The organism is Variovorax sp. GW823-FHT04F07 (genome assembly GCF_058795995.1).
On sequence record NZ_JBXAIG010000007.1, the window covers coordinates 263,265 to 289,135 of the forward strand.

Sequence of the window (25,871 nt, forward strand, 5' to 3'; positions counted from 1 at the left end):
TATGACATGAAGACCAAAATACTGATCGGCATCGACATGGGCTCGAGCAGCCTGAAGGCGCTGGCCCTGGACGCGGGGAGCGGGCGCAGCCTGGCCGTGTCGCGCCTGCCCCTGCGGCATGCGCGGCTGCCCGGCGGCGGGTGCGAGGTGGGCGCGGCGGCGATCCGCGCGGGGCTGACCCACGTGCTCGGCGACGTGGCGCGCCAGCTCGGCCCGCGCGCGGCGGACGTGTGCGCCATCGGCTGCACCGGCCACGGCGCGGGCCTGTACGCCCTCGATGCACAACACGAACTCGTCGGCGGCCGCGCCGTCGCCTCCACCGACCAGCGCGCCGATGCGCGCGCGCTCGCCCTCTCGGCACGCCATGGCGACCGGCTGTTCGCGGACGTCGGCTGCCGCCCCTGGCCCGGCCAGCCCACGGTGATCGCGGCCGAGCTGCTGGGCGCCGACGCCGTGCAGCGCGGCGAGCTGCACCGCCTGCTGTTCGCCAAGGACTACCTCGGCTTTTTGCTGACCGGCGAGATCGCCACCGACGCGAGCGATGCCAGCACCGCCGGCCTGCTCTCGCTGGCCACCGGCGACTGGTCGCCCCTGGCCTTCGAGGTCGCGGGCATCGACGGCCTCGGGCCGCGCGCCTTCGGCCCGCTGGTGCCCAGCGGCCAGACCATGGGCCGGCTGCGCGCGGCCGAGGCGGCGCTGTGCGGCCTGCCCGCCGGCATTCCGGTGGCGATGGGCGCCATCGACCTGCTCGCCTCGATGACCGCCATCGGCGCCGAAGACCGCGGCCGTGCCGTGTCGGTGCTGGGCACGTGGTGCGTCAACGCCGTCATCGGCCCGGTGATCGACCCGCAGCCCGAGGTCGCTGCGCTCGTCAACTTCGGCCGCACGCGCGAGCGCCTGTACATGGAGAACAGCCCCTCGTCGATGGCCAACATCGCGTGGCTGGCCGGCGCGCTCGGGCTGCCCGATGCGCGCGCCGTGGTCGACCTGGCCATGGGCGTGCCGCTCGGCGCGAACGGGCTGCGCTTCTTGCCCTTCATCAACGGCGGGGGCGGCATCACGGCCGGCTTCGTCGGGCTCAAGAGCCACCACACGCCCGCCGACATGGCGCGCGCCGTGGTCGATGCCGTGGCCGCGCTGCATGCGCGCCACACCGCGCGCTTGGCGTCGCAGGGCCTGCCGGTGTCGGCCTCCAGCGTGCTGGGCGGCGGCGCCAGCGATGCGCGCCTCGTGCGCCTGCTCGCGGCACTGCTGGGCCACCCGGTCGAGCGCTGCGCCGACGACGAAACCGGCGCGCGCGGCGCCGCCCTCTATGCCGCGATGTCGCAGGACCTCGACGACGCGGGGCCTGCCAGCCCGCTGCGCGCGCCCTGCGAACTCATCGAACCCGACGCGCGCGACGCGCGGGCCCATGCCGATTTCAACGCCGAATTCAACGAACTGATCGATCGCATGTCTCCTGTCTTCAACCATCTCGCGGGCGGTGCGTCATGAGCGCTTGGCAACTGCCTTTCGTCCGTCCGGCTTCGCTGGAGGGCCGCCACTTTTCGACCGTGATCGTCGGCGCCGGCATCAACGGCGTGGGCGTGTTCCGCGACCTGTCGCTGCAGCGCGTCGATTGCCTCATCGTCGACAAGGGCGACTTCGGCGCCGGCGCCAGCAGCGCGCCCTCGCGCATGATCCACGGCGGCCTGCGCTACCTGGAAAACGGCAGCTTCTCGCTGGTGGCCGAGGCCACGCGCGAGCGCAACCTGCTGCTGCGCAACGCGCCGCACCTGGTGCAGCCGCTGAAGACCGTGGTGCCGCTGTCGAGCTTCTTCGGCGGGCTGCTGAGCAGCGCGCTCAAGTTCTTCGGACGCACGCCGCCGCAGCGCACGCGCGGCCTGCTGGCCGTGGCCGCGGGCCTGCGCCTGTACGACCTGCTGGGCCGCCGCCAGCGCGTGATGCCGGGCCACCGCATCAGCCGCGTGCCCACGAACGACCGCCGCCTGTTCCGCGCTGCGATCCGCTGGACCGCCACCTTCTTCGACGCCTGGATCAGCCATCCCGAATGGCTGATCCTCGAGCTCATCGGCGACGCCTGCCGCGACCAGCCGCGCTCGGTCGCGTCCAACTACTGCCGCGTGACAGGCTGCGCGGGCAACATCCTCACGCTGCGCGACGAGATCACCGGCGCGCTGGTGCGCGTCACGGCCGACACCGTGGTGAACGCCACCGGCGCCTGGCTCGACCGCAGCGCGGCCGTGCTCGGCGGCGCCGGCCCGCGCGTGATGGGCACCAAGGGCTCGCACCTCGTGCTCGACCACCCGGCGTTGCGCGACGCGCTCGACGGCCGCATGGCCTACTTCGAGGCGGTGGACGGGCGCGTGTGCATCGTCTATCCGTTTCTCGACCGCGTGCTGGTGGGCTCCACCGACATCCCGGTGGAAGACCCCGACCAGATCGTCACCGAGCCGGCCGAGATCGACTACCTGATCGACGTGCTGCGCGAGGTGTTCCCGAACATGGCCTTCGACCGCCAGCACGTGATCTACACCTACGTCGGCGTGCGCCCGCTGGCGCGCTCCGACGCCGACAAGCCGGGCCAGATCTCGCGCGATCACTCGGTGGTGGTCGACCCGCCGAGCGCCACGCGCGACGTGCCCATCGTCGGCCTCGTGGGCGGCAAGTGGACCACCTTCCGCGCTCTGGCCGAAGAAGCCACCGACCACGTGCTGCGCCACCTGGGCCGCTCGCGCACAGCCTCGACCGAGTCGCTGCCCATCGGCGGCGGCGCCGAGCTGCCGGCCGACGCGGCCGCCATCGAGCGCTTCATCGACAAGATGACGGCCGGCTCGGGCCTGGGCCGCGCGCGCGCGCTGGGCCTGCTGCGCCGCTACGGCTCGAAGGCGCTGCCGCTGGCGCAGCGCCTCGCGGCCTCGGGCGATACGCCGCTGCGCCACGCGCCCGAGTACTCGGCGGCCGAACTCTCGTACCTGTGCATGGAGACCGGCGTCGTGCACCTGGACGACCTCGTGATCCGCCGCACGCTGCTGGCCATCCGCGGGCTGGTCACCGACGAGGCGCTCGCCGAAATCGCCGGCGTGGCCGCCGAAGCCCTGGGCTGGGACGCGGCCCGCGCGCACCAGGAACTCAGCGCCTGCGCCGCCGCACTGCGCGAGCGGCACGGCGTGCGCCTGCAGCCGGTGGCGGCCCACGAGCCGACGCCTTCCGCTTTCGATGCATCATTGATGGCCAGCCCCGTCCTCGGCCCGACCTAACGTGACCCTTTCCACCGCCCCCGACACCGTGTCGACGACCTCGCTCGACCGCAACTCCGAATCGCCGCTGTGGGCGCAGTTCCGCGACGCCATCCGGCTGCAGATCCTGCAGGGCGTGCTGCCCATCGGCGCCAAGCTGCCGTCCGAGGCCGAGCTGGGCGAGCAGTTCGGCATCTCGCGCATCGTGGTGCGCGAGGCGCTCGCCGACCTGGTGCGCAACAACCTCATCTACAAGATCAAGGGCCGTGGCGCCTTCGTGTCGGCGCGCGAGCGCGACGAAGACTTCGTCTCCACCGTGCTGGGCTTTTCCGACGAGATGGAACGCAAGGGCCGCTCGGTGCGCACGCAGATCCTCGTGCAGGAACTGCGCGCCGCCACCGCGCAGGAGGCCGCCGCGCTCGGCCTCACCGAAGACGCGCAGGTGGTCGGCCTCAAGCGCCTGCGCAGCGTCGACGGCGAGCTGCGGCTGCTGGTCGAAACGGCCGTGCCGGCCGACCTCGCGCCGGGCCTGCACCGCACGCGGCTGGACGACCGCTCGCTGTACGACGTGCTGCGCCGCCAGTACGGCGTGCGGCTGGTGCGCGCCGAACGCTGGATCGATGCCGTGCTGCCCGACGCGGAAACCTGCCGCCTGCTCGACCTGCCGCAGCCCGAGCCGCTGCTGCGCATCGAATCGATCGCCTACGGCGCCAACGGCCGGCCGCTGGAGCACTACCGCGCGCTGCACCGCTGCAAGACCAGCCGCCTGCACGTGCAGACGACGACCTGAGCTCAGGCCTTCGCGCTGCTGCGCGAAGGCAAGAGCACCGAGGCGATGGCGACCATCATCAGCGCCACCGCCACCCAGTCCTGCCAGTGCACGACCTCGCCGAGCCACACGGCGCCGCTGAACACGCCGAGCACGGGGATGAACATCACGCTCAGGGTCGAGGCCACCGGCGGCAGGCCACGCGCCAGGTAGAACCAGGCCGCGTGCGCGAAGCCGAAGATCAGCACCGCGTTGTAGGCGATCGATCCCCAGGTCACGGCGCCCGGCGAGCGCCATTGGTCGCGCTCGAACAGCAATGAGAGCACCGTCATCACCACGGCCGTCATGGCCGTCATCCAGAACGAGAGCGTGAGCGTGGGCAGCCCGATGCGCGTGTGGCGCAGCAACTGCGTGCCCAGCGCCCAGGTGGCGGCGGCCACCAGCGCCAGTGCCACGTAGCCGGGGCGGCCCGCGAAGTCGGTGAGCTCGTGCCACAGCAGCAGCCCGACGCCGATGGCGCAGGCGCCCACGCCGGTCCAGGCGCGGCGCGTGAGCACGGCCGAGAACAGCAGCGCGCCGATGACGGCGGAGAACACCGGCATCGTGTAGCCCAGGATCGCGGCGCGCCCGCCCGAGAGCGCCTTCACCGCGAGGATGATGCAGGCGTGCCAGACGAACATGTTGGTCGCGCCCAGCCACACCAGCTCGGGCCACGCGCTGCGCGGCACGCGGAACGGCACCTTCATCACCACCAGCGCGATCGCCAGCACGGGCACGCCCAGCCAGATCGAAATCGCGCGGAAGGCCAGCGGCGGGTAGTCGGCCACGCCGAGCTTCATCACCGGCCAGTTGAAGCCCCACGCGAGGGTGAGGAGCACAAGAAGAACGAACTGGCGCGGCGTGAAGGAAGGCATGGGCCGCGATTGTGGCGCGGCCCGCGCATTCGTGCTGGCGGTGCGGCTACAGCAGGCGCTTGAGGTAGCGACCCGTGTGGCTCGCCTCGTTCGCCGCGATGTCTTCCGGCGTGCCTTCGCCCACCACCGTGCCGCCGCCGGCACCGCCTTCGGGGCCCATGTCGATGAGCCAGTCAGCAGTCTTGATGACGTCCAGGTTGTGCTCGATGACGACGATGGTGTTGCCCGCGTCGCGCAGCTGGTGCAGCACCTTGAGCAGCAGTTCGATGTCGGCGAAGTGCAGGCCGGTGGTCGGCTCGTCGAGGATGTAGAGCGTGCGGCCCGTGTCGCGCTTGCTCAGTTCGAGTGCGAGCTTCACGCGTTGCGCCTCGCCGCCCGAGAGCGTGGTGGCCGACTGGCCGAGCTTGATGTACGAGAGGCCCACGTCCAGCAGCGTGCGCAGCTTGCGCTCGATGGTCGGCACGGCTTTCAGGAACTCGTGCGCGGTCTCGACCGTCATCTCGAGGATCTGCGCGATGTTTCGGCCCTTGTACTGGACCTCGAGCGTCTCGCGGTTGTAGCGCTGGCCGTGGCAGACCTCGCAGGGCACGTACACGTCGGGCAGGAAGTGCATCTCGACCTTCACCACGCCGTCGCCCTGGCAGGCCTCGCAGCGGCCGCCGGCCACGTTGAAGCTGAAGCGGCCCGGGCCGTAGCCGCGCTCGCGCGCGGTGTTGGTCTCGGCCATCAGCTCGCGGATCGGCGTGAACAGGCCGGTGTAGGTGGCCGGGTTGCTGCGCGGCGTGCGGCCGATGGGCGATTGGTCGACGTTGATGACCTTGTCGAAGTACTCGATGCCTTCCACCGACTCGTGCGCAGCCGGCTCTTCGTGCGCGCGGTACAGCGTGCGCGCCACGGCGGTGTAGAGCGTGTCGTTCACCAGCGTCGACTTGCCCGAGCCCGACACGCCCGTCACGCAGGTCAAGAGGCCCACGGGGAAGGCCACGCTCACGTTCTTCAGGTTGTTGCCGGTGGCGCCGACCACGCGGATCTCCTGCAGGTCGGTCTGCGAAGCCAGATGGGCCGCCTCGCGCGCGGCGCGGCGTTCGGCCGCGGGGCTCTGCGGAAAGCGCGAGGGTTTCTTGCCTTCGTTGAAGGCCGGCTTCTTCACGGCCGGCAGCCAGGCGGTGCGGTGCTTGGGCACCTCGATCTTCTTCACGCCCGAGAGGTACTGGCCGGTGAGCGAGTCGGGGTTGGCCGACACCTGGGCATACGTGCCCTGGGCCATCACGCGCCCGCCGTGCACGCCGGCGCCGGGGCCCATGTCGATCACGTGGTCGGCGGCGTGGATCATGTCCTCGTCGTGCTCGACCACGATCACGCTGTTGCCGATGTCGCGCAGGTGTTTGAGCGTGCCGATGAGGCGGTCGTTGTCGCGCTGGTGCAGGCCGATGCTGGGCTCGTCGAGCACGTACATCACGCCCGTGAGGCCCGAGCCGATCTGCGACGCGAGGCGAATGCGCTGCGCCTCGCCGCCCGAGAGCGTTTCGGCGCTGCGGTCCAGGCTCAGGTAGTTCAGGCCCACGTCGTTGAGGAATTTCAGGCGCAGGCCGATCTCGCGCACCACCTTGTCGGCGATGTCGGCCTTGGCACCGCGCAGCTTGAGCGTGCTGAACCAGGCGTAGGCGTCGCGCAGCGTGAGGTGGCTCAGCTCGAAGATGGCCATGCGCGGCGGCTCGCCGCCGTTTGCGCCCACGTGCCCGGCGTCGTCCACCAGGAACACGTTGCGCGCCTCGCGCCGCAGCCGCGAGCCGCCGCAGTCGGGGCAGGGCTGCTGGTTGCGAAAGCGCGCGAGGTCTTCGCGCACCATCACCGAATCGGTCTCGCGGTAGCGCCGCGTCATGTTCGGGATGATCCCCTCGAAGGGGTGCTTCTTCGTGAGCTTCTTGCCCGCGAAGTTGCCCGACTCCATGGTGTAGTTGAACTTGATCTCTTCGCCGCCCGAGCCGTGCAGCAGCGTCTGCTGCACCGAGGCCGGCAGCGATTCGAAGGGCGCGTCGACGTCGAACTTGTAGTGCTTGGCGACGCTCTCGACCATGCTGAAGTAGTAGCCGTTGCGGCGGTCCCAGCCCTTGATGGCGCCGCTGGCGATCGACAGTGACGGAAACGCCACCACGCGCACCGGGTCGAACACCTCGCGGTGGCCCAGGCCGTCGCAGCTGGGGCAGGCGCCCACGGGCGAGTTGAACGAGAACAGGCGCGGTTCGAGCTCCGACAGCGAGTAGTGGCAGATCGGGCAGGCGAACTTGGCGTTGAACAGGTGCTCCTTGTCGGGCGCGCCCGCAGCGCCATCGGCGCTGCCTTCCGGCTTTGCGCCCAGCTCCAGCGCAATGGCGCGGCCCTCGGCCAGGCGCAGCGCGGCCTCGAAGCTCTCGGCCAGGCGCTGCTGCATGTCGGGGCGTGCGCGCAGGCGGTCGATGACCACGTCGATGTCGTGCTTCTCGGTCTTCTTGAGCTTGGGCAGGTCGTTGTATTCGTAGGTCTGCCCGTCGACGCGAAAGCGCACGTAGCCGGCCGCCTGCATCTCGGTGAAGAGCTCGAGGAACTCGCCTTTTTTCTCGCGGGCCACGGGCGCCAGGATCATCAGCCGCGGCTCGTCGGGCAGGGCCAGCACCGCGTCGACCATCTGCGACACCGTCTGCGCCTGCAGCGGCAGGTGGTGGTCGGGGCAGAAGGGCGTGCCGGCGCGGGCGTACAAGAGGCGCAGGTAGTCGTGGATCTCGGTCACCGTGCCCACGGTGGAGCGCGGGTTGTGGCTGGTGGCCTTCTGCTCGATGCTGATGGCGGGCGACAGGCCCTCGATCACGTCGACGTCGGGCTTGTCCATGAGCTGCAGGAACTGCCGCGCATAGGCCGAGAGGCTTTCGACGTAGCGCCGCTGCCCCTCGGCATACAGCGTGTCGAACGCCAGGCTCGACTTGCCCGAGCCCGACAGGCCGGTGATCACCACCAGCTTGTTGCGCGGGATGTCGAGATCGACGTTCTTCAGGTTGTGGGTGCGCGCGCCGCGGATGCTGATGCGCTGCTGGGCGAGCAGGGCGCCAAGGTAGGCGTCACGCTCCGGGGTGTCTTCAGTGGTGGGTGAATTCAAGGGGTGCGGTCGTCCGAGGGCAACCGGACATGATAGAGGCGCCGGCTCCGCCTGTCATGACCAGGGGATGGACGGCGGCGGACGCCCCCGCCCAGGCTGGCCGGCGCCGGGCCGATTTCGGCTCAGGCAGAATGGAGGGTTCCTCTCAACCTCCTCCTTCATCTACTTATCAGGGGCAGTGCATATGGCATCGGTCAATAAAGTCATCGTCGTCGGCAACCTGGGGCGCGACCCCGAAATGCGGACATTCCCGAGCGGCGATCAGGTCGCAAACGTCACCGTGGCCACCACCGATCGCTGGAAAGACAAGCAAAGCGGTGAGATGCGCGAAGCCACCGAATGGCACCGCATCGTGTTCAACGGCCGCCTGGCCGAAATCGCCGGCCAGTACCTGCGCAAGGGCTCGCAGGTGTACGTTGAAGGTTCGCTGCGCACGCGCAAGTGGACCGACAAGGACGGCATCGAAAAATACACCACCGAAATCCGCGCCGACCAGATGCAGATGCTGGGCAGCCGCCAGGGCCAGGGCGGCCCGTCGGGCGGTCCGGAAGACGACGGCGGCTACTCGCAAGGCGGGGGCGGCGGCGGTGGTTATTCGCAAGGTGGTGGCGGTGGCGGTGGTGGCGGCGGTGGCGGTTACGCCCCGCGTGCTCCCGCAGCCGCACCGCGTGCCCCGGCACCGGCGCCGCGCCAGGCTCCGGCCAAGTCGTCGTCGGGCTTCGACGACATGGACGACGACATTCCGTTCTGAAACCGGCTCCTCGAGCTTTTCAATGAAGGCCTGCCTTTTCGAAGGCAGGCCTTTTTTTTGCCCTTTTTATTTCGACTTCTCTCCATGGGCGGTCGTGCCCGGGAAAGTGCTGTTTTGCCAAGGAAATGCAGCCTCTTTGTTCGTCTGGCCGTTGAGCGCAGGGGAAGCGTTTGACGTGAGCCCCTTTTCGACGGCAATGACTGTGTTCAGAGGGGCAATTCCCGGCGGCAATCGACCCATTGGCTCCGGCCGTTCTGCTGAATAGCGCCGTGCAGCAGCGCATCGCTGTCGGCCGGTTCGCCGCGATTGGTCCGCCTCGGCGCACGGAATTGGTCCTTGTCCCGCACCGTGCGGCGTCGGAGCATGCAGGCCATAGAACACCGAGACAAGCACGACATGCAGAGCGCCGCCTCCCACTGCCCGCCATCGACCGTCGCACGCGCCGAAGTCCAGGCCCTGCGGTCCTCGAAGATCCGCGAGGTCGCCAATGCGGGCATGGACCGCAAGGACATCCTGCCTTTCTGGTTCGGCGAGCCCGACGAGGAGACGCCGGACGAGATCTGCGGCGCTGCGATCGCAGCCCTCGAGAACAGGCGCACCTTCTACGTCCAGACGCTGGGCGAGCCCGCGTTGCGCGAGGAGATCGCCCGCTACCTGTCGCGCTGGCATGGCCCGATCGGCGTCGAACGGGTGGCGGTGACGAGTTCGGGCACGCATGCGCTGATGCTGGCCCTGCAGGCGCTGCTGAACCCCGGCGACCGCGTCGTGGCCGTGACGCCGTTGTGGCCCAACCTGGTCGAGATGCCCAAGGTGCTGGGCGCGCACGTCGAGACCGTCGCATTGCAGTTCACCGCGGCGGGGTGGGTGCTCGACGAGCAGCGCCTTCTGGAAGCGCTTCGGCCGGGCACCCGCGCGCTGCTGCTGAACGCGCCCAACAACCCGACGGGCTGGACCCTTTCGCGCGAGTCGCAGGAAGCCATCCTCGCGCACTGCCGGCGCCTGGGCATCTGGATCGTCAGCGACGATGTCTACCAGCGCATCAGCTTCGATGCGCCGTGCGCGCCGTCCTTCCTGGACATCGCGACGCCCGAGGACCGGGTCATCAGCTGCAACTCCTTTTCCAAGGCCTGGCGCATGACCGGATGGCGCCTGGGCTGGATCGTCGTGCCGCCGGCGATGCTGGGCGACATCGGCAAGCTGATCGAGTACAGCAGCACCTGCGCGCCGCCTTTCGTGCAGGCGGCGGGGGTGGTCGCCCTGTCGCGCGGGGAGGAGGCCATTGCCCGCACCGTCGAGCGGCTGCGCCAGGGCAGGGACCACCTGGCGGCGCGCCTGGGGAGCGTGCCGGGGGTCGAGCTCGCCGCGCCCGCCCGCGGCGCGATGTACACCTTCTTCCGTGTCGACGGCGTGACGGACAGCCTCGCGTTCTGCAAGCAGCTCGTGGCCGAGGCCGGGCTGGGGCTGGCGCCCGGCGTGGCCTTCGGCCCCGAGGGCGAAGGCTACCTGCGCTGGTGCTATGCCAGCGGCACGGCGCGCCTGGACGACGGCGTTCGCCGCCTGGCCGCCTACCTGGAACACCACCCAACCACACGATGAGGATGCGATGAACACCCAAGACATTGCGGGCGCCCTTTGGCAAGCCATGGAAGACGGACGCCACATGCCGTCGGAATGGGCCGGGAAGTTTTCCCTGCAGCAGGGCTATGAAGTGCAGTTGGCCTTGTTGCAAAGGCGCCTGGCCAGGGGCGAGCGGCAGACGGGCTGGAAGGTCGGCCTCACCGCCGAGGCCATGCGCGTGCAGCAGCAGGTGCACGAGCCCTGCTTCGGCTATCTGCTGGAAAGCGGCCGGCATGCGAGCGGCCAGGCCTATCGCTTTTCCGAACTGATCGCGCCCGGCTTCGAGAACGAGCTGTGCCTGACCATCGGCAAGACGCTGCGCGGACCCGGCGTGAGCCTGGAGGAGGTCGCTGCCGCCGTGACGCACGCGGCACCGGCCCTGGAGATCGTGGAGGTCCGCGGTCCGTTTGCCGGCAACCTGGCGCTGGCCATGGCGGACAACGCGCAGCAAAAGGCCTATGTGACGGGGGCGGCCGTGCCGCTGACGGCCGACAACCGCGACCTGGCCGGCGCCAACGTGACGGTGCAGGTCGATGGCGCCGTCAGCGAGACGGCCTCCGGCTCGGCGGTCATGCAGGGCGGCGGGCTGCTCTCGGTGCTGTGGCTGGCGAACAAGCTGGCCGAATTCGGGCTGGCGCTGGAGGCCGGAATGCAGGTGATGTCCGGCTCCTTCACACGGCAGTACCGCGCCTCGCAGGGCATGCGGGTGCATTCCTCGTTCGACCGCTTCGGCACGGTCGCCGCGAACTTCATCTGAGGCAAGAGGTCGCCATGGATCTGGGAATCAAGGGCAAGACGGCGCTGGTGTGCGCCGCGAGCAAGGGGCTGGGCCGGGCGTGCGCGTTCGCGCTGGCGGAAGACGGCGCATCGCTCACCATCGTGGCGCGCGGCGCGCAGGCGCTCGAGGCCACCGCCGACGAAATTCGCGAGGCCACGGGCGTGCACGTGCGCACGGTGGCCGCCGACGTCACGACGGTGCAGGGGCGGGCGCTCGTCCTCGAGGCCTGCCCCGCGCCGGACATCCTGGTGACCAATGCCGCGGGCCCCAAGCCGGGCGACTTCCGCCAATGGACGTGCGACGACTGGATGGTGGCGCTCAACGCCAACATGCTGACACCCATCGAGCTGATCAAGGCGACGGTGGACGGCATGATGGATCGCGGTTTCGGCCGCATCGTCAACATCACCTCGTCCTCGGTGAAGGCGCCCATCGACATCCTGGGCCTGTCCAACGGCGCGCGCAGCGGGCTCACCGGCTTCGTGGCGGGCCTGGCGCGGCGCACGGCGCATCGCAACGTCACCATCAACAACCTGCTGCCCGGCTCGTTCGCCACCGACCGCCTGCGCGCCACGGTGGAGGCTGCCGCGGCCGGGTCGGGGCGATCGTTCGAGGCCGAGCAGACCGAATGGCAGGGCCGCAGCCCGGCCGCGCGCTTCGGCGATCCGATGGAGTTCGGCCGTGCCTGCGCCTTCCTGTGCAGCGCCCATGCCGGCTACATCAACGCACAGAATCTGCTGCTCGACGGCGGGGCCTATCCCGGGACCTTCTAGGCGAAGCGCCAGCACCGTTCAAAAGGAACTCACTTGAGCGACCCCCAACGACAACAGGGCAGGCAGATCGTGTCTGCCACCGGCATCGAGAAACGCTTCGGCGCACTGGACGTGCTGCGCGGCATCGACCTGTGCGCGCACGAGCACGACGTGGTCACGCTGATCGGTGCCAGCGGCTCGGGCAAGAGCACCTTCCTGCGTTGCCTCAACCTGCTCGAAGTGCCCGACGCCGGCACCGTCGCCATCGATGGCGAGGAGATCCGCATGCGCCGGTCGTCGGCAGGGCAGGCGAGCCCTGCCAGCAAGAGCCAGGTGAACCGGTTGCGCGCGGGCATCGGCATGGTGTTCCAGAACTTCAACCTGTGGAGCCACATGACCGTGCTGGAGAACGTGGCCATGCCGCCCATGAAGGTGCTGGGGCTGTCGCGCCGCGAAGCGACGGAACGGGCCGAAGCGCTGCTGGCGAAGGTCGGGCTCGGCGACCGGCTTCGGCACTATCCGGCCCATATCTCGGGCGGCCAGCAGCAGCGCTGCGCGATCGCCCGCGCGCTGGCGATGGAGCCCAAGCTGCTGCTGTTCGACGAGCCCACGTCGGCGCTCGACCCCGAGCTTGTGGGCGAGGTGCTGAAGGTGATCCGCCTGCTGGCCGAGGAGGGCAGGACCATGGTGATGGTCACCCACGAGATGGCGTTCGCACGGGAAGTCTCGAGCGAAGTCGCCTTCCTGCACAAGGGAAAGATCGAGGAACGCGGGGCACCTGCCGATGTGTTCGGCAACCCGCGCAGCGAGCGTTGCCGCAAGTTCCTCGACAGCGTTCTGTAGCCACGAATTCACAAACCAACTGGAGTCGAGATGAAGCAATGGTTGTCCGCAGGCCTGCTGGCCCTGTGCTCCCTGGCCGCCGTGGGCCGCGAGATCAAGGCCGGGGTGCAGTGCACCTATCCGCCCTTCAACTACCGCGATGCGTCGGGCGAGCTGAAGGGTTTCGAGATCGACATCGCCCGCGAGATCGGGCGGCGGATGAACGCCGACGTGCAGTTCGTCTGCCTGGGGTTCGACGGCCTGATTCCGGCGCTGCTTTCCAGGAAGATCGACGTCGTCACGTCGAGCCTGTCGATCACCGAGGCGCGCAAGAAGAGCATCGACTTTTCAGTTCCCTACCGGGCCTCCACGGCGCGCTTCGTGGGCCGGAAAACCGGGGGGCTGCTCCCGATGAAGCCCGACAACACGCCCAACGTCGGTGCACTCAAGGGCAAGGCGGTGGGCGTGCAGCGGGCCACCACGAACGACAGCTACCTCGCGGGCGAGTTCGCCGGCGTCGAGATCACGCGCTACGACTCGGCCGAGAACATGCTGCTGGACCTCGTGGCCGGCCGCATCGACCTCATGCTCGTGAGTCCCATGAAGGTTCGCACCGACTTCCTGGAGAAGCCGGAAGGGCGCAACTACGAGTTCGTCAGCCCCGAGATCGAGGCGCCCAAGTACCTGGGCGAAGGCGTGGCCGTCGGCTTGCCCAAGGGAGCCACGGCGCTGCGCGACGAGATCAACGCGGCGCTCAAGGGCATGTTTGCCGACGGGACCTTCAAGGCGATCAACCAGAAGTACTGGAGCTTCAGTGTGCTGCCCACGGTCTGGCACTGACGCCGTCGCGCCGCCGAATCCGCTCATCGATTTCTGACGACACCATGGACATGTTCAACGGCTGGGGGCCGACCATCGCGCAGGGCGCCTGGACGACCGTGGAGGTGGCGCTGGTGTCGTCGGTGTTCGGCATCGCGCTGGGGCTTCTGGGCGCGGCGGCGTGCCTGTCCCGCTTCAAGGCGGTGCGCTGGCTGGCCGAGGCCTACATCACGGCGATACGGGGCATCCCGCAACTGCTGCTGATCCTGATGGTGTACTTCGGCAGCACGGTGGTCTTGAGCCGGCTGCTCGCGCTGGTCAGGCCCGACGCGGGCATGGTCGAGATCCCGCCGTATCCAGCGGGTGTGTTTGCACTGGCACTGATCTTCGGCGGCTACGCCTCGGAGGTGTTCCGTGGCGCGCTCACGGCCATTCCCCGCGGGCAGGTGGAGGCCGGCATGGCCGTGGGCATGAGCACCCTGCAGATCTTCTTCGTGATCCAGTGCCCCCAGATGCTGCGGCTGGCGCTGCCGGGCCTGGGAAACATCTGGATCTCGACGCTCAAGGACACCTCGCTGATCTCCATCGTGGGGCTGAGCGAGCTGATGAAGGCCTCTGAACTGGCCACCAGCGACACGCGCCGCGCCCTGTTCTTCTACCTCAGTGCCGGCGCCATCTACCTCACGCTGACCGTGCTGAGTTCGCTCGTGCTGCATCAGCTCGAGCGCCGCGGTGCCCGTGGCGAAAGGACGGCCTGACCATGGATGTCGAACTCATTGTCGAGAGCCTCCCGGTGCTCTGGCAGGGCGCGCTGCTCACGCTGGAACTCTTCGCGATCACGATGGTGCTCGCGACGCTGCTGGCGGTGCCGCTGGCCATCGTGCGCGTCCAGAAGGCCTGGTGGCTGCGCTGGCCCGTCGAGGTGTTCTCGCAGGTCTTCCGGGGAACGCCGCTGCTGGTGCAGATCTTCATCGTGTACTACGGCATTGCCCAGATCGATGCGGTGCGCGACAGCTGGGCCTGGCCCTACCTGCGCAAGCCGTACTGGTGCGCCGTCATCACCTTCGTGCTGAACACGACGGCCTACGCCGTGCACATCTTCCGCGGGGCGATCCAGGCGGTGCCGCACGGGGAGGTCGAGGCCGGCCAGGCGTTCGGGCTGTCGTTCGGTGCGCTGTACCGCCACGTCATCCTTCCGCGAGCGATGCTGCTGGCGCTGCCGGCCTACGGCAACGAGGTGATCAAGACGATCAAGCGCACCTCGCTGGCCAGCGCCATCACGCTGTCGGAGCTGACGGGCGTGGCCAACACCCTGGTGGCGCGCACCTTCGCCCCCTACGAGATCTTCATTGCGGCCGGGTTGATCTACCTTGCCTTCGCGTTCGCCGCCAACCACCTGGTGCGGCGGCTGGAGCACCGCATGTCTCGCCATCTTCGCCACTTGCCGGCGCAGCACGGCACCGGGCCCATGCCCACTTGATCCAGGAGACCGCGTGTCCACTTCTTCCGTTCCCGAGTCGGCGATGGCCGAATTCCTCGCCTTCGCCCATGGGCTGGCCGACGCCAGCGGCGCCATCCTGCGCGAGAACCTGTACAGCCGCAGGGGCTTCGAGTCCAAGGAGGACGACAGCCCCGTCACCGTCGTGGACAAGCATGTCGAGCAGACGCTGCGCACGCTGATCCGCCACCGCTATCCCTCGCACGGCATCCTCGGCGAGGAGTTCGAGGGCCAGGACCTCGATGCCGAGTACGTCTGGGTGCTCGACCCGATCGACGGCACCAAGGCCTTCATCACGGGCATTCCCATCTACGGGACGCTGATTTCGCTGGCGCGCCACGGCACGCCGATCATCGGCGTGATCGACCACCCCATCACCAACGACCGATGGGCCGGGGCGCAGGGCCAGCCGTCCACCTTCAATGGCCAGCGCATCCGCAGCCGCGAGTGCCCGTCGCTGGCCGACGCGCTGGTGTCGTGCAGCAACCCGGAGCCCTTCGGGCCGCGCGAGCGCGAGGCGTTCGAGACGCTGCGCAGCGCCGCCAAATGGTGCGTGTACGGATCGAGCTGCTATGCGTACGGCTGCATCGCCAACGGAACGATCGACATCGGCATCGACTGCGGCCGCCACCGCGAGGTCGACTACTGCGCGCTGGTGCCGGTGATCGAGGGCGCCGGCGGCGTCATCACCGATTGGGAGGGGCGTCCGCTCACGATCTACTCCGGCAACCGGCTGGTCGCGTCGGGCAACCCCCGCCGCCACGAGGAGGTCCTGCGCATGCTTGCGGGCGCCTAGCGCGGGCGACCGGGCCGTATATTCGAAGGCCGCCGCAGCCTGTCCGGCACGGGCGGCATGGAGATCTCGTATGCCGCGGCACTTCAACTACCCGACCTGGAGTTCGCTCTCGCTGGACCGCAGCGGCTCCGATCCGCTGCACGTCCAGGTGTTCGAGCAGATCCGCCAGGCCATCGTGCAGGGGCGGATCTCCAAGAACTCGCGGCTGCCGCCCACCCGCCAGCTGGCCGCGGAACTCGGCGTGTCGCGCAACACCGTGGTCCTGGTCTACGAGCGGCTGCTGGCCGAGGGCTATGTCAGCGGCCGCGTCGGGGCGGGCACCTACATTGCCGCTGTGCTGCCCGAGGAGCGCAGCGCGCCGGCCGGAGCGCCGTCGAATGCCCCTGTCGCCGCGCCGGCGCCCCGGCACATCTCGCGGCGCGCGCAGGCGATGTCCGAACTGGCGCTGCCGCCCGAGCGCAATGCCACGTTCGACCTCAGCCCGACCGTGCCCGCGCTCGACCAGCTGCCGTTCGAGCAGTTCGCCAAGGTCTCGTCGCAGTACTGGCGCTCGGCGCCGGCCGCGGAGCTGGGCTACGGCTCGCCGATGGGGCTGCCCGAACTGCGCCAGCAGATCGCGGACTATGTGGGCGAGGCACACGGCATTTCCTGCCTGCCGGACCAGGTGCTCGTGGTCGACGGCACGACGCAGGGCTTCGTGCTGGCAGGCCAGGTGCTGACCGACCACGGCGATCGCATCATCGTGGAAGACCCGGGCTACATCACCCGGCTTGCCGCCTTGATGGGCTTCGGCGCGGACCTGGTGCCCGTGCCCATCGACCTGCAAGGCCTGGACAGCAGCCGGTTCGACAGCCATGCGCCCGACGCGCGGCTGATCGTGGCGTCGCCCACCAACCAGTTCCCCTTCGGCAGCACGATGCCGCTGGAGCGGCGCCTCTCGCTCCTGCAGTGGGCGCACGAGCGCAACGCCTGGGTGATCGAGTACGACTTCAACAACGCCTTCCATTTCCGCGGCAGGCCGCTGCCTCCGCTGGCGGCGCTGGACCACGGGGGGCGGGTGATCTACATCGGGAACTTCAACCGTTCCATCTCGCCCGCGCTCAACCTGGCCTACCTGGTGGTCCCGCCCGACCTGGCGGACGCCTTCGCCTGCGCCACGCAGATCTTCTCGTTCAAGGCGTCCATGCCGACCCAGGGCGTGGTGGCCGACTTCATGGCGAGCGGGCAGCTGGCGGCCCACATCCGGCGCATGGGCGTGCGCTATCGCGAACGCGCGCAGCTCATGGAGCACTGCTTCAGGACGCTGGTGGGGCGCGATTTCGAGCTGTCGACCACCGGCTCGGGGCTGCACCTGTCGGCCATCTCGCGCACGCCGATCGACGATGCGGCGGTCTCTCAGGCGCTGCTGGCGCACCGCATCGACGTGCCCGCGATCTCCGCCTACTGCCTGAGCGAGCAGGTCCGCACCGGCTTCGTCTTCGGGTTCGGCAACACGCCCGCCGAGCGGATCGCCCCGGCGTTGGCGCTCTTCGGAAGTGCGGTCGCGAACGCCTGAAGCTCGTTCACTGCCCTTCAATTGTTTCGAATCCGTGAACACCGCGGTTCGTTTTGCTACGGGTTTTTACCTAGATCGAGGCACACAATTCATCTCACGGACCAGCCCTCAAAGCTGATCTGGGTGAACAGGGCCCCGAGCGAGGTGGCCGCCCTCCGAAAAAGAACAGAGGGGCGGTGACCCACCCAAGACCGGTTCGACATCCGAAGCAAGAACTTGAACTGAATTGAAGAAGGAAGAAATCCAAATGACCGCCTCGAAGATCCTCTCCGCCGTTGCTGTTGCCCTGATGGCCGTTGCCGGCGCCGCCCATGCCGAAAGCTATGAAGGCGTGCATCAACTGACCTCGGCCGCCAGCCGCGCCGACGTTGCCGCCCAAGCCGTCGTGGCCGCGCACAGCGCCAACCCCTACGCCACCGGCGCCAACGCAGGCCCCGCGCAAGTGATCGTGTCGACCGCCAGCCGCGCTGCCGTGCGTGCCGACGCTGTCGCCGCCGCACACAGCGCCGACCCGTACGCCGAAGGCGCTTCGTCGGGCGTGGCCCCGATCGTCGCCAGCACCGTCGACCGCGCTGCGGTTCGCGCCGCAGCCCGCGCTGCCGCCCACGGCGACGCACTGCCGCTGTAAGCAACAGCCAGAACGCTTCGCCGACGGGATCGGCGAGCGCTCCAGGTCTTCATGAAAGCCGGCCCTGCCACTGCAGGGCCGGCTTTTTTCATGGGCCATGACCGTGAATTCTTGGCCGAAAGTCACATTGCCTTGGCCTTGCGCATCCCTCATGATTTGGGCGCGGGAGGGATGGCCGCCAGAGCGCATGCTTTCGCATTAACGCATCGCCGTGGTGCGGACACGCGAGAATCGAGCGTCGTTCCGACCGCGAAAAATGAAAGCACGATCCGTCGCCAACCAAGCGACGACCCACTACGCATGGCCCTCACTCTCGACCCCGAAGACACGCGCGGACGCATCCACGACCTGGTGTGGAGCGGCTTCCATGCCGATGCCGACATCGGCTGGATGATCACCGACGAGTACCTCGATCCGGATGAGCTCACGCCCGAGGACCGCGCCTGGATCAAGGCCGAAACCACGCGCGCCTGCGCCGCCAAGCGCGCCGCCGAGGCGCAGTGGCCCGCGCAGACCGAGTACGACCGGCTCGAGGCCGTGTTCGCGCAGCTGCGCAGCGAAAAGATCATCGCCCTGCACCGCGCGGGCAACACGCTGTCCGACGGGCACGACGACGTGCGCGAGCAGTGGCGTGCGGCGGGCCGGCTCGAGTCCGGCATCCGCGGCTGCTGCTTCTATCACGCACAGGACCTGGACGGCGCCGTGCGCAACGGCCGCCTGTACCTCGCCTTCAGCGGCGGCATGATCCCTGAGATCGCGCAGCGCGAAGCCAACACCGTCGTGGTCGGCCGCCGCATCGTCGAGCTGCTGCGCGACGCCGGCTTCGGCGCGCAATGGAGCGGCAACATCAACGAGCGCATCGAAGCCGACCTCGGCCAATGGCGCAAGCGAGGCCCCGCCGCGTGAGTGCGCAGGCCTGGCAGCCGCCGCGCCGCATCGACGCGATCGACTTCTGGCTGCGCTCGCGGCTGCTCGCCACGGCTCACGCCCTGCGCGAAACCCTGCGGCCCTCGGCCCGGCGCTGGCCCAGCGGCGCGCACACTCTGGCCGACGCGCCGGTGCTCGCGCAGTACCGAACTCCCTTGTGGTCCGACGGCCGGGCCGACGAATTCCCCTTGGTCGCCGGCAAGGTGCACAACCTGCGCGTGGCGCGGCCGGCCTTCGACGCCATCGAGGTGCCGGCCGGCGAGGTGCTGAGCTTCTGGCGCCAGCTGGGGCGACCGGGCGCCGGGCGCGGCTTCGTGGTCGGGCGCGAGGTGCGCGGCGGTTGCGTGGTGCCGACGCTGGCCGGCGGGCTGTGCCAGCTGTCGAACGCGCTCGCCACCGTGGCCGTGCGCGCGGGCTTCGAGCTGGTCGAGCGCCACGGCCACACGGCGCGCATCGAGCAGGCGGATGCGCCGGACAGCGACGCGGTCGATGCGACGGTGTTCTGGAACTACGTCGACGTGAAGCTGCGCGCCCGGCACGCCTGGCGGCTCGAAGTGGCGCTGACTGATACGGAGCTCGTGGTGCGCATCCGCGCGCGCACGCCGCGGGCGGTGCCGGCCGAGCCCGTAACGCTGCGGCGCACGAACGACGACGCGCCCACCGCGTTGCCGCTGGCACGCGGCTGCCTGAGCTGCGACCAGACGGCGTGCTTCCGCCATCGCCCGCCGGTCGATGTCGGCGCCGAAGGGGGCACCGCCGTGCTCGTCGATGGCTGGACGCCGGAGTTCGCACACCACCTGCGCGAGGCGCATCCGCAGGCGCAGCGCATGCAGCCCGTGCCGCTGCGGCTCGCGTTCTGGCGCGTGCCTGCTGTGGGTTGGCATCGCGAGCCCGCGACGAACGCAGCGGTGACCACGCCCTGGGCGGTGAGCCTGCGCCGTGCCGTGTGGCAGCGGCTCTGGGCGCGACAGGCGGGCCGGCGCCAGGCCAGCCTGATCGACGGCCAGCGCTGGCTCGCGCAGGCCTTCGCCGCGCGGCTGGTACCTGCGCACACGCATCTGGTGGTCGAGCAATCGCTGCTGCCGCACCTGCAGCGCCTTGGCGCGCTCGACGGGCGCCGCATCACGGTGCTGGCCAGCGCCTTGCCGATGGCCGACATTGAAAAGAAGCTCGATGCCGCATCGCAGCGCTGGCCCGGCGACGCCACCTTGCGCGACTTCCGCGCCGATGCATCGCTGATGCGCGACGAGGCCCTGGCGCTCGCGCGCGCGGCGGTCGTCGTCACGTCGCATGCCGCGGTGGCGCAGGCCATGACGCAGTACGCGCCGCAGGCCACGCTGCAGCGGCTCGACTGGGCGCTGCCGCAGGTGAAGACGACGCACAGCAAGCGCGAAGAACCACCGCTCGTCGTGTTCGCCGCCAGCGCGCTGGCGCGCAAAGGCGCGCGCGAACTTGCTGCCGCGCTGCAAGGCTGGCCGTGCCGCCTGCGCGTGCTGGGCGCGCCCTCGGACGATGCGCAGCTCTGGCAGGGCATCGAACAAATTCAACACATGAACTGGCAAGGCGACGGACTGGCCGGTGCCAGCGTCGTCGTGCTGCCCGCGCATGTCGAGCACGCCCCGCGCGCATTGCTGCGCGCCGTGGCGGCCGGCGTGCCCGTGGTGGCATCGACGGCCTGCGGCCTGGCCGGCGTGCCGGGCGTGCACGAGGTCGCACCCGGCGACATCGACGCCCTGCGCACCGCCTTGCAGCAGGCTGCCCGCCTGACCTGAACGGAGAACAACCCCCGTGGCATCGATCGAACAGGCCCGCGCGGCCCTGGCTTCCCATGGCGCGCTGGCGCCGCAATCCGCCGCCGAGCACTGGCACGGCGAGCTGGCCTTGCCCGCTGCCCTCGCCACCTTCTACGAACAGGTCGGCCCGCTCGGCGAGTGGGTCAACGAGCGTGTGGGCTACGCGGGCCTCACAGTGCCGACCACCGGCAACCCGTTCAGCATTCCCGCGCTCTCGCGCCTGTGGCAGCTGCAGGCGGGCTACCGCTGGCACGGCATCACCGGCGAGCGCATCGCCGACTGGCCCGACCATTGGCTGGTGGTGGCCGACCAGGGCGCCGATCCGTTCATCTTCGACCTGCGCACCGGCGCGATCCAGTTCGCGATGCACGGCACGGGCGCCTGGGAGGAAGACGAACCGCTCTTTGCCGACATCTTCGAGATGGCCGCCTGCCTGGGCACCATCGGCCAAGTGTGGGACGAAGCGGGCGACGCCATCTTCACCGACGAGGACGACTGCGAGGTCGACCCGGTGCACCGCGCGCGCCTGGTCGAGCGCCTCGTGCCGCTGCTGGGGAGCGCCGCGGCGGCCGAAGGCATCGTCGACGTGTTCGGCTGGCAAGACAAAAAAGAAAACACATGAGCATCGATCTGCAGACCCTCAAATGCGGCGAGTGCGGCAGCAGCGCGCTGCGCCGCACCGGCCTGAACGAATACACCTGCGCGCACTGCGGCTCGATGTCGCTGGTGGAAGACGACGTGTCCGACCGCCTCGAGCGCGTGCTGCAGCAGGTCAAGCACCACGCCGGCCAGCAGATCGCCGCCGAACAGGCGCTGCGCCAGAAGCAGATGGTGCGCACGATCGGCTTCGTCGTGATCGGCTTTCTCGGCGTGGCGGTGGCCGTCCAGGTCGCGATGCTGCTGTTCGGTTCGGGCCAACGCAGCGATACGCCTTCGGTGGCGCGCGCGATCGTCGATCGCACCATCGCGACCGACGGCCTGAAGCTCTCCGAGCCGCGCCAGGTGCTGGTCGGCGAGCGGCCGAAGCTGCTGGTGCTGGCGCGCAACGAGACCGGCCGGCCGCTCGAGCGGCCCGGCCTGAAGGTGGTGTTCCACGACGGCGACACGCGGCTGAACGAGCGCAACGAAAGTCTGCCGATCGACGTGCTGATGCCCGGCGAGTCCGCGCCCGTGCTGGTCGACCTGCCCTCGGGCCAGAACGTCACGCGGCAGGACGTGACGGTCGAGAAGCTGTCCGAACCGCGCAGCGCCGCCGAAGGGCCGCGCCTGGCGTTCTCGCGCGTGCGGCTGGTGCAGCAGGGCGAGCGCGTGCGCCTGGTCGGGCGCCTCGTGCATGCGGGCGCCCCCGGCACGCCGGCGTTCGGCAGCGTCGAGGCGCTGGTCACGCTGTACGACGACGCGGGCCAAGTGACTGGCGTCGGCCGCGGCCATGCGCCGGGGTCCGAGCTGGCGCCCGGCGCACGCACGGCGATCGATGTCGATCTCAGCCGCTTCGGCCGCGGCGCCGCCATCGCGGCGTGGGACTACCGCATCGGCTACCGCACGGTCACGCCCTCGGGCGCGCGCACGACGGTGCTGAGCGCCGACCGCGTGATCCGCACGGCCGGCGCGCCGGAGGCCTTCCACCCCGACCTGCGGTTGGGCACCGAAGACCTGCTGGCCGACGACAGCGAGCGCTTCGACCCGCGGCAGCTCGAACTGCTGCCGCTGGTGGCGGGGCGCAGCACGATCCAGCGGCCGCTGTTCATGACCGAGCTGGTGAACCGCAGCGCCGACGCCATCGCCATCGCGCCCGGCGCCGTGATCTCGCGCTTCGGCGGCAGCACGGCCGACGGCACCACGCGCCTCGATGCGCTGGCCTACCTGTACCCGGGCGAGCGCTTTCCGATCCTGCTGGAGCCCAAGGCCGTGGACCGCATCACCCAGACCCGCGTCGAGTGGAAGCCGATGCGCCGCGCCGCACTGCCCGGCCCGCGCAAGCCGCTGGAGGTGCAGGTGACGGGCACCCAGGCCGGCACCGGCAGCGTGCTGCTCAACTTCAGCCAGCGCTTCAGCTACAAGAGCGTCGAGGTCACGGGCACGGTGAAGAACCCCGGCACGGCCATTGCGGCCAAGGTGCGCCTGTGGGTCAGCCTGCGCGACCGCAACGACCAGCTGACCGGCTTCAAGCTGATCGAGAACCTGCCGGCCATCGCGCCGGGCGAGAGCGTGCCCTTCCAGGTCCATGTGACGCAGCACGGGCGCGATTTCGCGAGCGTCGCGACGCTATACCAAACCGAATAGCCCCGCGCGTGACGGCATCGGGCGGTTCGCGCCATGATCGCGCCATGATTCCGCTTTCGATCCTCGACCTTTCCCCGATCACCGAAGGCAGCGATGCCGCGCAGTCGTTCCGCAACTCGCTGTCGCTGGCGCAGCACGGCGAGAAGCTGGGCTACACGCGCTACTGGCTGGCCGAGCACCACGGCATGCCGGGCATCGCGAGCGCGGCCACGGCCGTGCTGCTGTCGCACGTGGGCGCGGGCACTTCCACCATCCGCATCGGCGCCGGCGGCGTGATGCTGCCCAACCACTCGCCGCTGGTGATCGCCGAGCAGTTCGGCACGCTGGAGTCGCTGTACCCGGGGCGCGTCGACCTGGGCCTGGGCCGCGCGCCCGGCTCCGACCAGCGCACCGCGCGCGCCCTGCGGCGCAACCTGGAGTCGGACGCCGACCAGTTCCCGCAGGACGTGATGGAGCTCATGGACTTCATGTCGAAGAACCCGCAGCAGGCCGTGCGCGCCGTGCCCGGCGCGGGGCTCGAGGTGCCGGTGTGGATCCTCGGCTCGAGCACCTTCGGCGCGCAGCTGGCCGCGCACCTGGGCCTGCCGTATGCCTTTGCCTCCCACTTCGCGCCGCAGCAGATCATGCAGGCCATCCAGATTTACCGCGAGACCTTCAAGCCCTCGGCGCAGCTGAGCAAGCCCTACGTGATGCTGGGCTTCAACGTGTTCGCGGCCGACACCGACGCCGAGGCCGAGTTCCGCGCCACCTCGTGGCAGCAGGCCTTCGTGAACCTGCGCAGCGGCCGCCCGGGGCGCCTGCCGCCGCCGGTGGAGAACTACCGCCAGAAGGTCGGCCCGGCCGAGAACGCGCTGCTCGACTCGGTGCTGTCGTGCTCCGCGGTGGGCTCGGTCGAGACGGTGAAGCAGGGCGTGGAAGCGTTCGTGGCGCGCACCGGCGCCGACGAACTCATGATCACCTCGCAGGTGTTCGACCACGCGGCCCGGCTGCGCTCCTACGAGCTGCTCGCCGAGGCCTTCGGTCAGAAGAAGTCGTAAAGCCTAGGCCCGCTTGCGGGCTTCCTCGTCCACGAGGTCTTTCTTCGAGAGCTTGCCCACGGCGGTCTTGGGCAGCTCGGCGCGGATCTCGAGCGCGCCGATCATCTCGTGCTTGCCCAGGCGGTTCTTCAGGAAGGTCTTGAGCGCGTCGAGCGTGAGGTCGTTTGCGCCGTCCTTCAGTTTCACGAAGGCCTTCGGCGACTGGCCGCGGTACTCGTCGGGCACGCCGATCACGCAGACCTCGGCCACCGACGGGTGTTCGTACACCGCCTCCTCGAGCACGCGCGGGTACACGTTGTAGCCGCCGCACAGCAGCATGTCCTTGGTGCGGTCGACAATGTACAGGTAGCCGTCGGCGTCCATCTTCGCGACGTCGCCGCTGCGGAAGTAGCCGTCGGCGGTCATCGACTCGGCGGTGGCCTTCGGGTTGTTCCAGTAGCCCTTCATGACGTTCGGGCCTTGCACGCACAGCTCGCCGGGCTCGCCGAACGCGGTCACGTCCTTCGTCGGGTCGTCCAGGCTCACGAGTTTGATGCGCACGCGCGGCAGCGGCATGCCGCACGAGCCGGCCTTGCGCACGCCGCGCGCGGGCGTGAAGGTGCCCACGGGCGAGGTTTCGGTCATGCCCCAGCCTTCGTTGAGGTGGCAGCCGGTGAGTTCGAAGAAGCGCTGCTCCACCTCCACCGGCAGCGGCGCGCCGCCGGAGCCGCAGAACTTCAGCGAGCGCAGGTCCATCTCTTTCGCCTTGGGGTGCGAAAGGATGGCGGTGTACATGGTCGGCACGCCGGGGAACACGCTGATCCGGCTGGCCGCGAGCTCGTTCATCACCGCGTCGACATCGAAGCGCGTGTGCAGCACCAGCGCCGCGCCCAGGCGCACGCCCAGCAGCATCGCGGCGCTGAGCGCGAAGATGTGGAACAGCGGCAGCACGACCAGGAAGCGCTCCTTGCCTTCGTCGAGGATCGGCGGCTCGCCGCGCGTCGACTCGTAGTACTGCGCCGAGGCCGACGTGAGGTTGGCGTGCGTGAGCATCGCGCCCTTGGGCAGGCCGGTGGTGCCGCCGGTGTACTGCAGCACGACGATCTCTTCGGCCAGGTCGCCCAGCGGATAGGTCTGGTGCGTGCCTTCGCTCTGGAGCAGGTCGGTGAAGCGCACGTGGCGGTCGTCAGTGGGCACCGGTGCGATCTGGCCGGCACCCTGCAGCTGGGCCTGCACCTTGTCGCCCGCCGCGCCATAGTCGCCGAGGCTGCCGACCACCAGCGTCTTCAGGCGCGAGCTGTCGAGCAGGCGCGCCATCAGCGGGTAGAGATTCACGAGGTCGAGCGTGACGAGGATGTCAGTGCGGCTGTCCTCGATCTTGTGGGCCAGCACGCGTTCGGCGTCCAGCGGCGAGTAGTTCACCACCGTGCCGCCGGCCTTGAGCACGGCGAAGAAGGCGATCGGGTAATGCGGTGTGTTCGGCAGGTACAGGCCGACATGCACGCCCGGCTTCACGCCCAGGTCCTGCAGGCCCTTGGCGGCGCGGTCGACCGCGTCACCAAGCTGGCGGTAGCTGAGCGACTGGCCCATGAACTCGACGGCCGAATGGTCGGGCCAGCGCGCGACCGCCTCGTCGAGCATCTGCTGGACCGGCTTGACGGGCAGGTCGGCGTCCCAGCGCATGCCGGACGGGTAGTTGCGCGTCCAGGGGGTGGGGTCGCCAGAGGGGGAAGGGGTCGCCATGCGTGTGTCTCCGCTGTGTTTCGAGGCACTGTAGCGCCGGC

The 25,871-nt window shown here is 69.6% G+C and carries 22 protein-coding genes; 19 read left to right on the forward strand and 3 right to left on the reverse strand.

Annotation, left to right across the window (positions count from 1 at the left end):
* The first annotated feature begins 6 nt into the window (after positions 1–6).
* From AC1RAA_RS27250 to AC1RAA_RS27260, 3 genes are read left to right on the forward strand one after another with little or no spacing between them, the layout of a single operon-like run.
* Positions 7–1,494 carry an FGGY family carbohydrate kinase gene (locus AC1RAA_RS27250; protein ID WP_492731577.1) on the forward strand — a complete coding sequence of 496 codons (1,488 nt, stop codon included), beginning with the start codon at positions 7–9 and terminating at the stop codon, positions 1,492–1,494.
* Positions 1,491–3,260: a glycerol-3-phosphate dehydrogenase/oxidase gene (locus AC1RAA_RS27255; protein WP_492731578.1), complete on the forward strand. Its 1,770-nt coding sequence runs from the start codon at positions 1,491–1,493 to the stop codon at positions 3,258–3,260. The genes AC1RAA_RS27250 and AC1RAA_RS27255 overlap by 4 nt, the downstream gene beginning before the upstream one ends.
* A 1-nt stretch (position 3,261) precedes the next feature.
* Positions 3,262–4,029 (forward strand): GntR family transcriptional regulator, encoded by a 768-nt coding sequence (locus AC1RAA_RS27260; RefSeq protein ID WP_172438465.1) that lies wholly within the window; start codon positions 3,262–3,264, stop codon positions 4,027–4,029.
* 2 nt (positions 4,030–4,031) lie between these two features.
* Here the strand turns inward: AC1RAA_RS27260 and AC1RAA_RS27265 are convergent, their stop codons facing one another.
* Entirely contained in the window at positions 4,032–4,922 is an 891-nt protein-coding gene (locus AC1RAA_RS27265; protein ID WP_492731580.1) for a DMT family transporter, read from the reverse strand.
* Positions 4,923–4,968: 46 nt separating this feature from the next.
* On the reverse strand, positions 4,969–8,052 hold the full coding sequence (gene uvrA / locus AC1RAA_RS27270) for an excinuclease ABC subunit UvrA (RefSeq protein ID WP_492731581.1): 3,084 nt from the start codon (positions 8,050–8,052) through the stop codon (positions 4,969–4,971).
* Between the two features lie 184 nt (positions 8,053–8,236).
* Between uvrA and ssb the strand changes: the two genes are divergently transcribed.
* The 16 genes from ssb (at position 8,237) to AC1RAA_RS27350 (ending at position 24,108) form a co-directional block, all read left to right on the forward strand.
* Entirely contained in the window at positions 8,237–8,803 is a 567-nt protein-coding gene (ssb, locus tag AC1RAA_RS27275; protein ID WP_492731582.1) for a single-stranded DNA-binding protein, read from the forward strand.
* 396 nt (positions 8,804–9,199) lie between these two features.
* Positions 9,200–10,399, forward strand: a complete 1,200-nt coding sequence (locus tag AC1RAA_RS27280) for a pyridoxal phosphate-dependent aminotransferase (protein ID WP_492731584.1) — start codon at positions 9,200–9,202, stop codon at positions 10,397–10,399.
* A 7-nt stretch (positions 10,400–10,406) separates the two neighbouring features.
* Complete coding sequence (locus tag AC1RAA_RS27285; RefSeq protein ID WP_492731586.1) at positions 10,407–11,177, forward strand: 2-keto-4-pentenoate hydratase; 771 nt, start codon at positions 10,407–10,409, stop codon at positions 11,175–11,177.
* Between the two features lie 14 nt (positions 11,178–11,191).
* Entirely contained in the window at positions 11,192–11,971 is a 780-nt protein-coding gene (locus AC1RAA_RS27290) for an SDR family oxidoreductase (protein WP_390347162.1), read from the forward strand.
* Between the two features lie 33 nt (positions 11,972–12,004).
* Positions 12,005–12,793 (forward strand): ABC transporter ATP-binding protein, encoded by a 789-nt coding sequence (locus tag AC1RAA_RS27295; RefSeq protein WP_492731588.1) that lies wholly within the window; start codon positions 12,005–12,007, stop codon positions 12,791–12,793.
* 30 nt (positions 12,794–12,823) lie between these two features.
* On the forward strand, positions 12,824–13,612 hold the full coding sequence (locus tag AC1RAA_RS27300) for a transporter substrate-binding domain-containing protein (RefSeq protein WP_492731590.1): 789 nt from the start codon (positions 12,824–12,826) through the stop codon (positions 13,610–13,612).
* Between the two features lie 44 nt (positions 13,613–13,656).
* Complete coding sequence (locus tag AC1RAA_RS27305; RefSeq protein ID WP_492731592.1) at positions 13,657–14,349, forward strand: ABC transporter permease; 693 nt, start codon at positions 13,657–13,659, stop codon at positions 14,347–14,349.
* A 2-nt stretch (positions 14,350–14,351) separates the two neighbouring features.
* Positions 14,352–15,071, forward strand: a complete 720-nt coding sequence (locus AC1RAA_RS27310) for an ABC transporter permease (RefSeq protein ID WP_062480468.1) — start codon at positions 14,352–14,354, stop codon at positions 15,069–15,071.
* A gap of 13 nt (positions 15,072–15,084) precedes the next feature.
* A complete protein-coding gene (locus AC1RAA_RS27315; protein ID WP_206167823.1) occupies positions 15,085–15,885 on the forward strand; it encodes an inositol monophosphatase family protein in 801 nt (266 codons plus the stop codon).
* 70 nt (positions 15,886–15,955) lie between these two features.
* Positions 15,956–17,440, forward strand: coding sequence for a MocR-like pyridoxine biosynthesis transcription factor PdxR (gene pdxR / locus AC1RAA_RS27320; RefSeq protein WP_070063410.1), 1,485 nt, complete (start codon positions 15,956–15,958; stop codon positions 17,438–17,440).
* A gap of 247 nt (positions 17,441–17,687) precedes the next feature.
* Positions 17,688–18,068, forward strand: a complete 381-nt coding sequence (locus AC1RAA_RS27325; protein ID WP_062480474.1) for a hypothetical protein — start codon at positions 17,688–17,690, stop codon at positions 18,066–18,068.
* A 300-nt stretch (positions 18,069–18,368) separates the two neighbouring features.
* Positions 18,369–18,974 carry a DUF6891 domain-containing protein gene (locus tag AC1RAA_RS27330; protein ID WP_307696902.1) on the forward strand — a complete coding sequence of 202 codons (606 nt, stop codon included), beginning with the start codon at positions 18,369–18,371 and terminating at the stop codon, positions 18,972–18,974.
* Complete coding sequence (locus AC1RAA_RS27335) at positions 18,971–20,767, forward strand: VanW family protein (RefSeq protein WP_492731595.1); 1,797 nt, start codon at positions 18,971–18,973, stop codon at positions 20,765–20,767. Before AC1RAA_RS27330 ends, AC1RAA_RS27335 begins: the two co-directional genes overlap by 4 nt.
* Positions 20,768–20,783: 16 nt before the next feature.
* Entirely contained in the window at positions 20,784–21,410 is a 627-nt protein-coding gene (locus AC1RAA_RS27340) for a hypothetical protein (RefSeq protein ID WP_492731597.1), read from the forward strand.
* Positions 21,407–23,071, forward strand: a complete 1,665-nt coding sequence (locus tag AC1RAA_RS27345) for an FxLYD domain-containing protein (protein ID WP_492731599.1) — start codon at positions 21,407–21,409, stop codon at positions 23,069–23,071. Before AC1RAA_RS27340 ends, AC1RAA_RS27345 begins: the two co-directional genes overlap by 4 nt.
* Before the next feature lie 44 nt (positions 23,072–23,115).
* Positions 23,116–24,108, forward strand: a complete 993-nt coding sequence (locus tag AC1RAA_RS27350; protein WP_369630983.1) for an LLM class flavin-dependent oxidoreductase — start codon at positions 23,116–23,118, stop codon at positions 24,106–24,108.
* A 3-nt stretch (positions 24,109–24,111) separates the two neighbouring features.
* On the opposite strand, the gene AC1RAA_RS27355 is transcribed toward AC1RAA_RS27350, so the two are convergent.
* Positions 24,112–25,830 carry a long-chain-fatty-acid--CoA ligase gene (locus AC1RAA_RS27355; protein WP_492731601.1) on the reverse strand — a complete coding sequence of 573 codons (1,719 nt, stop codon included), beginning with the start codon at positions 25,828–25,830 and terminating at the stop codon, positions 24,112–24,114.
* Between the last annotated feature and the right edge of the window lie 41 nt (positions 25,831–25,871).

Coding starts and splice junctions, on each gene's coding strand:
- AC1RAA_RS27265 (WP_492731580.1), bottom strand. CDS start 4,922: ATGCCTTCCTTCACGCCGCGCCAGTTCGTTCTTCTTGTGCTCCTCACC.
- AC1RAA_RS27325 (WP_062480474.1), top strand. CDS start 17,688: ATGACCGCCTCGAAGATCCTCTCCGCCGTTGCTGTTGCCCTGATGGCC.
- AC1RAA_RS27355 (WP_492731601.1), bottom strand. CDS start 25,830: ATGGCGACCCCTTCCCCCTCTGGCGACCCCACCCCCTGGACGCGCAAC.
- AC1RAA_RS27255 (WP_492731578.1), top strand. CDS start 1,491: ATGAGCGCTTGGCAACTGCCTTTCGTCCGTCCGGCTTCGCTGGAGGGC.
- AC1RAA_RS27305 (WP_492731592.1), top strand. CDS start 13,657: ATGGACATGTTCAACGGCTGGGGGCCGACCATCGCGCAGGGCGCCTGG.
- pdxR (WP_070063410.1), top strand. CDS start 15,956: ATGCCGCGGCACTTCAACTACCCGACCTGGAGTTCGCTCTCGCTGGAC.
- AC1RAA_RS27300 (WP_492731590.1), top strand. CDS start 12,824: ATGAAGCAATGGTTGTCCGCAGGCCTGCTGGCCCTGTGCTCCCTGGCC.
- AC1RAA_RS27330 (WP_307696902.1), top strand. CDS start 18,369: ATGGCCCTCACTCTCGACCCCGAAGACACGCGCGGACGCATCCACGAC.
- AC1RAA_RS27280 (WP_492731584.1), top strand. CDS start 9,200: ATGCAGAGCGCCGCCTCCCACTGCCCGCCATCGACCGTCGCACGCGCC.
- ssb (WP_492731582.1), top strand. CDS start 8,237: ATGGCATCGGTCAATAAAGTCATCGTCGTCGGCAACCTGGGGCGCGAC.
- AC1RAA_RS27350 (WP_369630983.1), top strand. CDS start 23,116: ATGATTCCGCTTTCGATCCTCGACCTTTCCCCGATCACCGAAGGCAGC.
- AC1RAA_RS27250 (WP_492731577.1), top strand. CDS start 7: ATGAAGACCAAAATACTGATCGGCATCGACATGGGCTCGAGCAGCCTG.
- AC1RAA_RS27290 (WP_390347162.1), top strand. CDS start 11,192: ATGGATCTGGGAATCAAGGGCAAGACGGCGCTGGTGTGCGCCGCGAGC.
- AC1RAA_RS27310 (WP_062480468.1), top strand. CDS start 14,352: ATGGATGTCGAACTCATTGTCGAGAGCCTCCCGGTGCTCTGGCAGGGC.
- AC1RAA_RS27345 (WP_492731599.1), top strand. CDS start 21,407: ATGAGCATCGATCTGCAGACCCTCAAATGCGGCGAGTGCGGCAGCAGC.
- AC1RAA_RS27285 (WP_492731586.1), top strand. CDS start 10,407: ATGAACACCCAAGACATTGCGGGCGCCCTTTGGCAAGCCATGGAAGAC.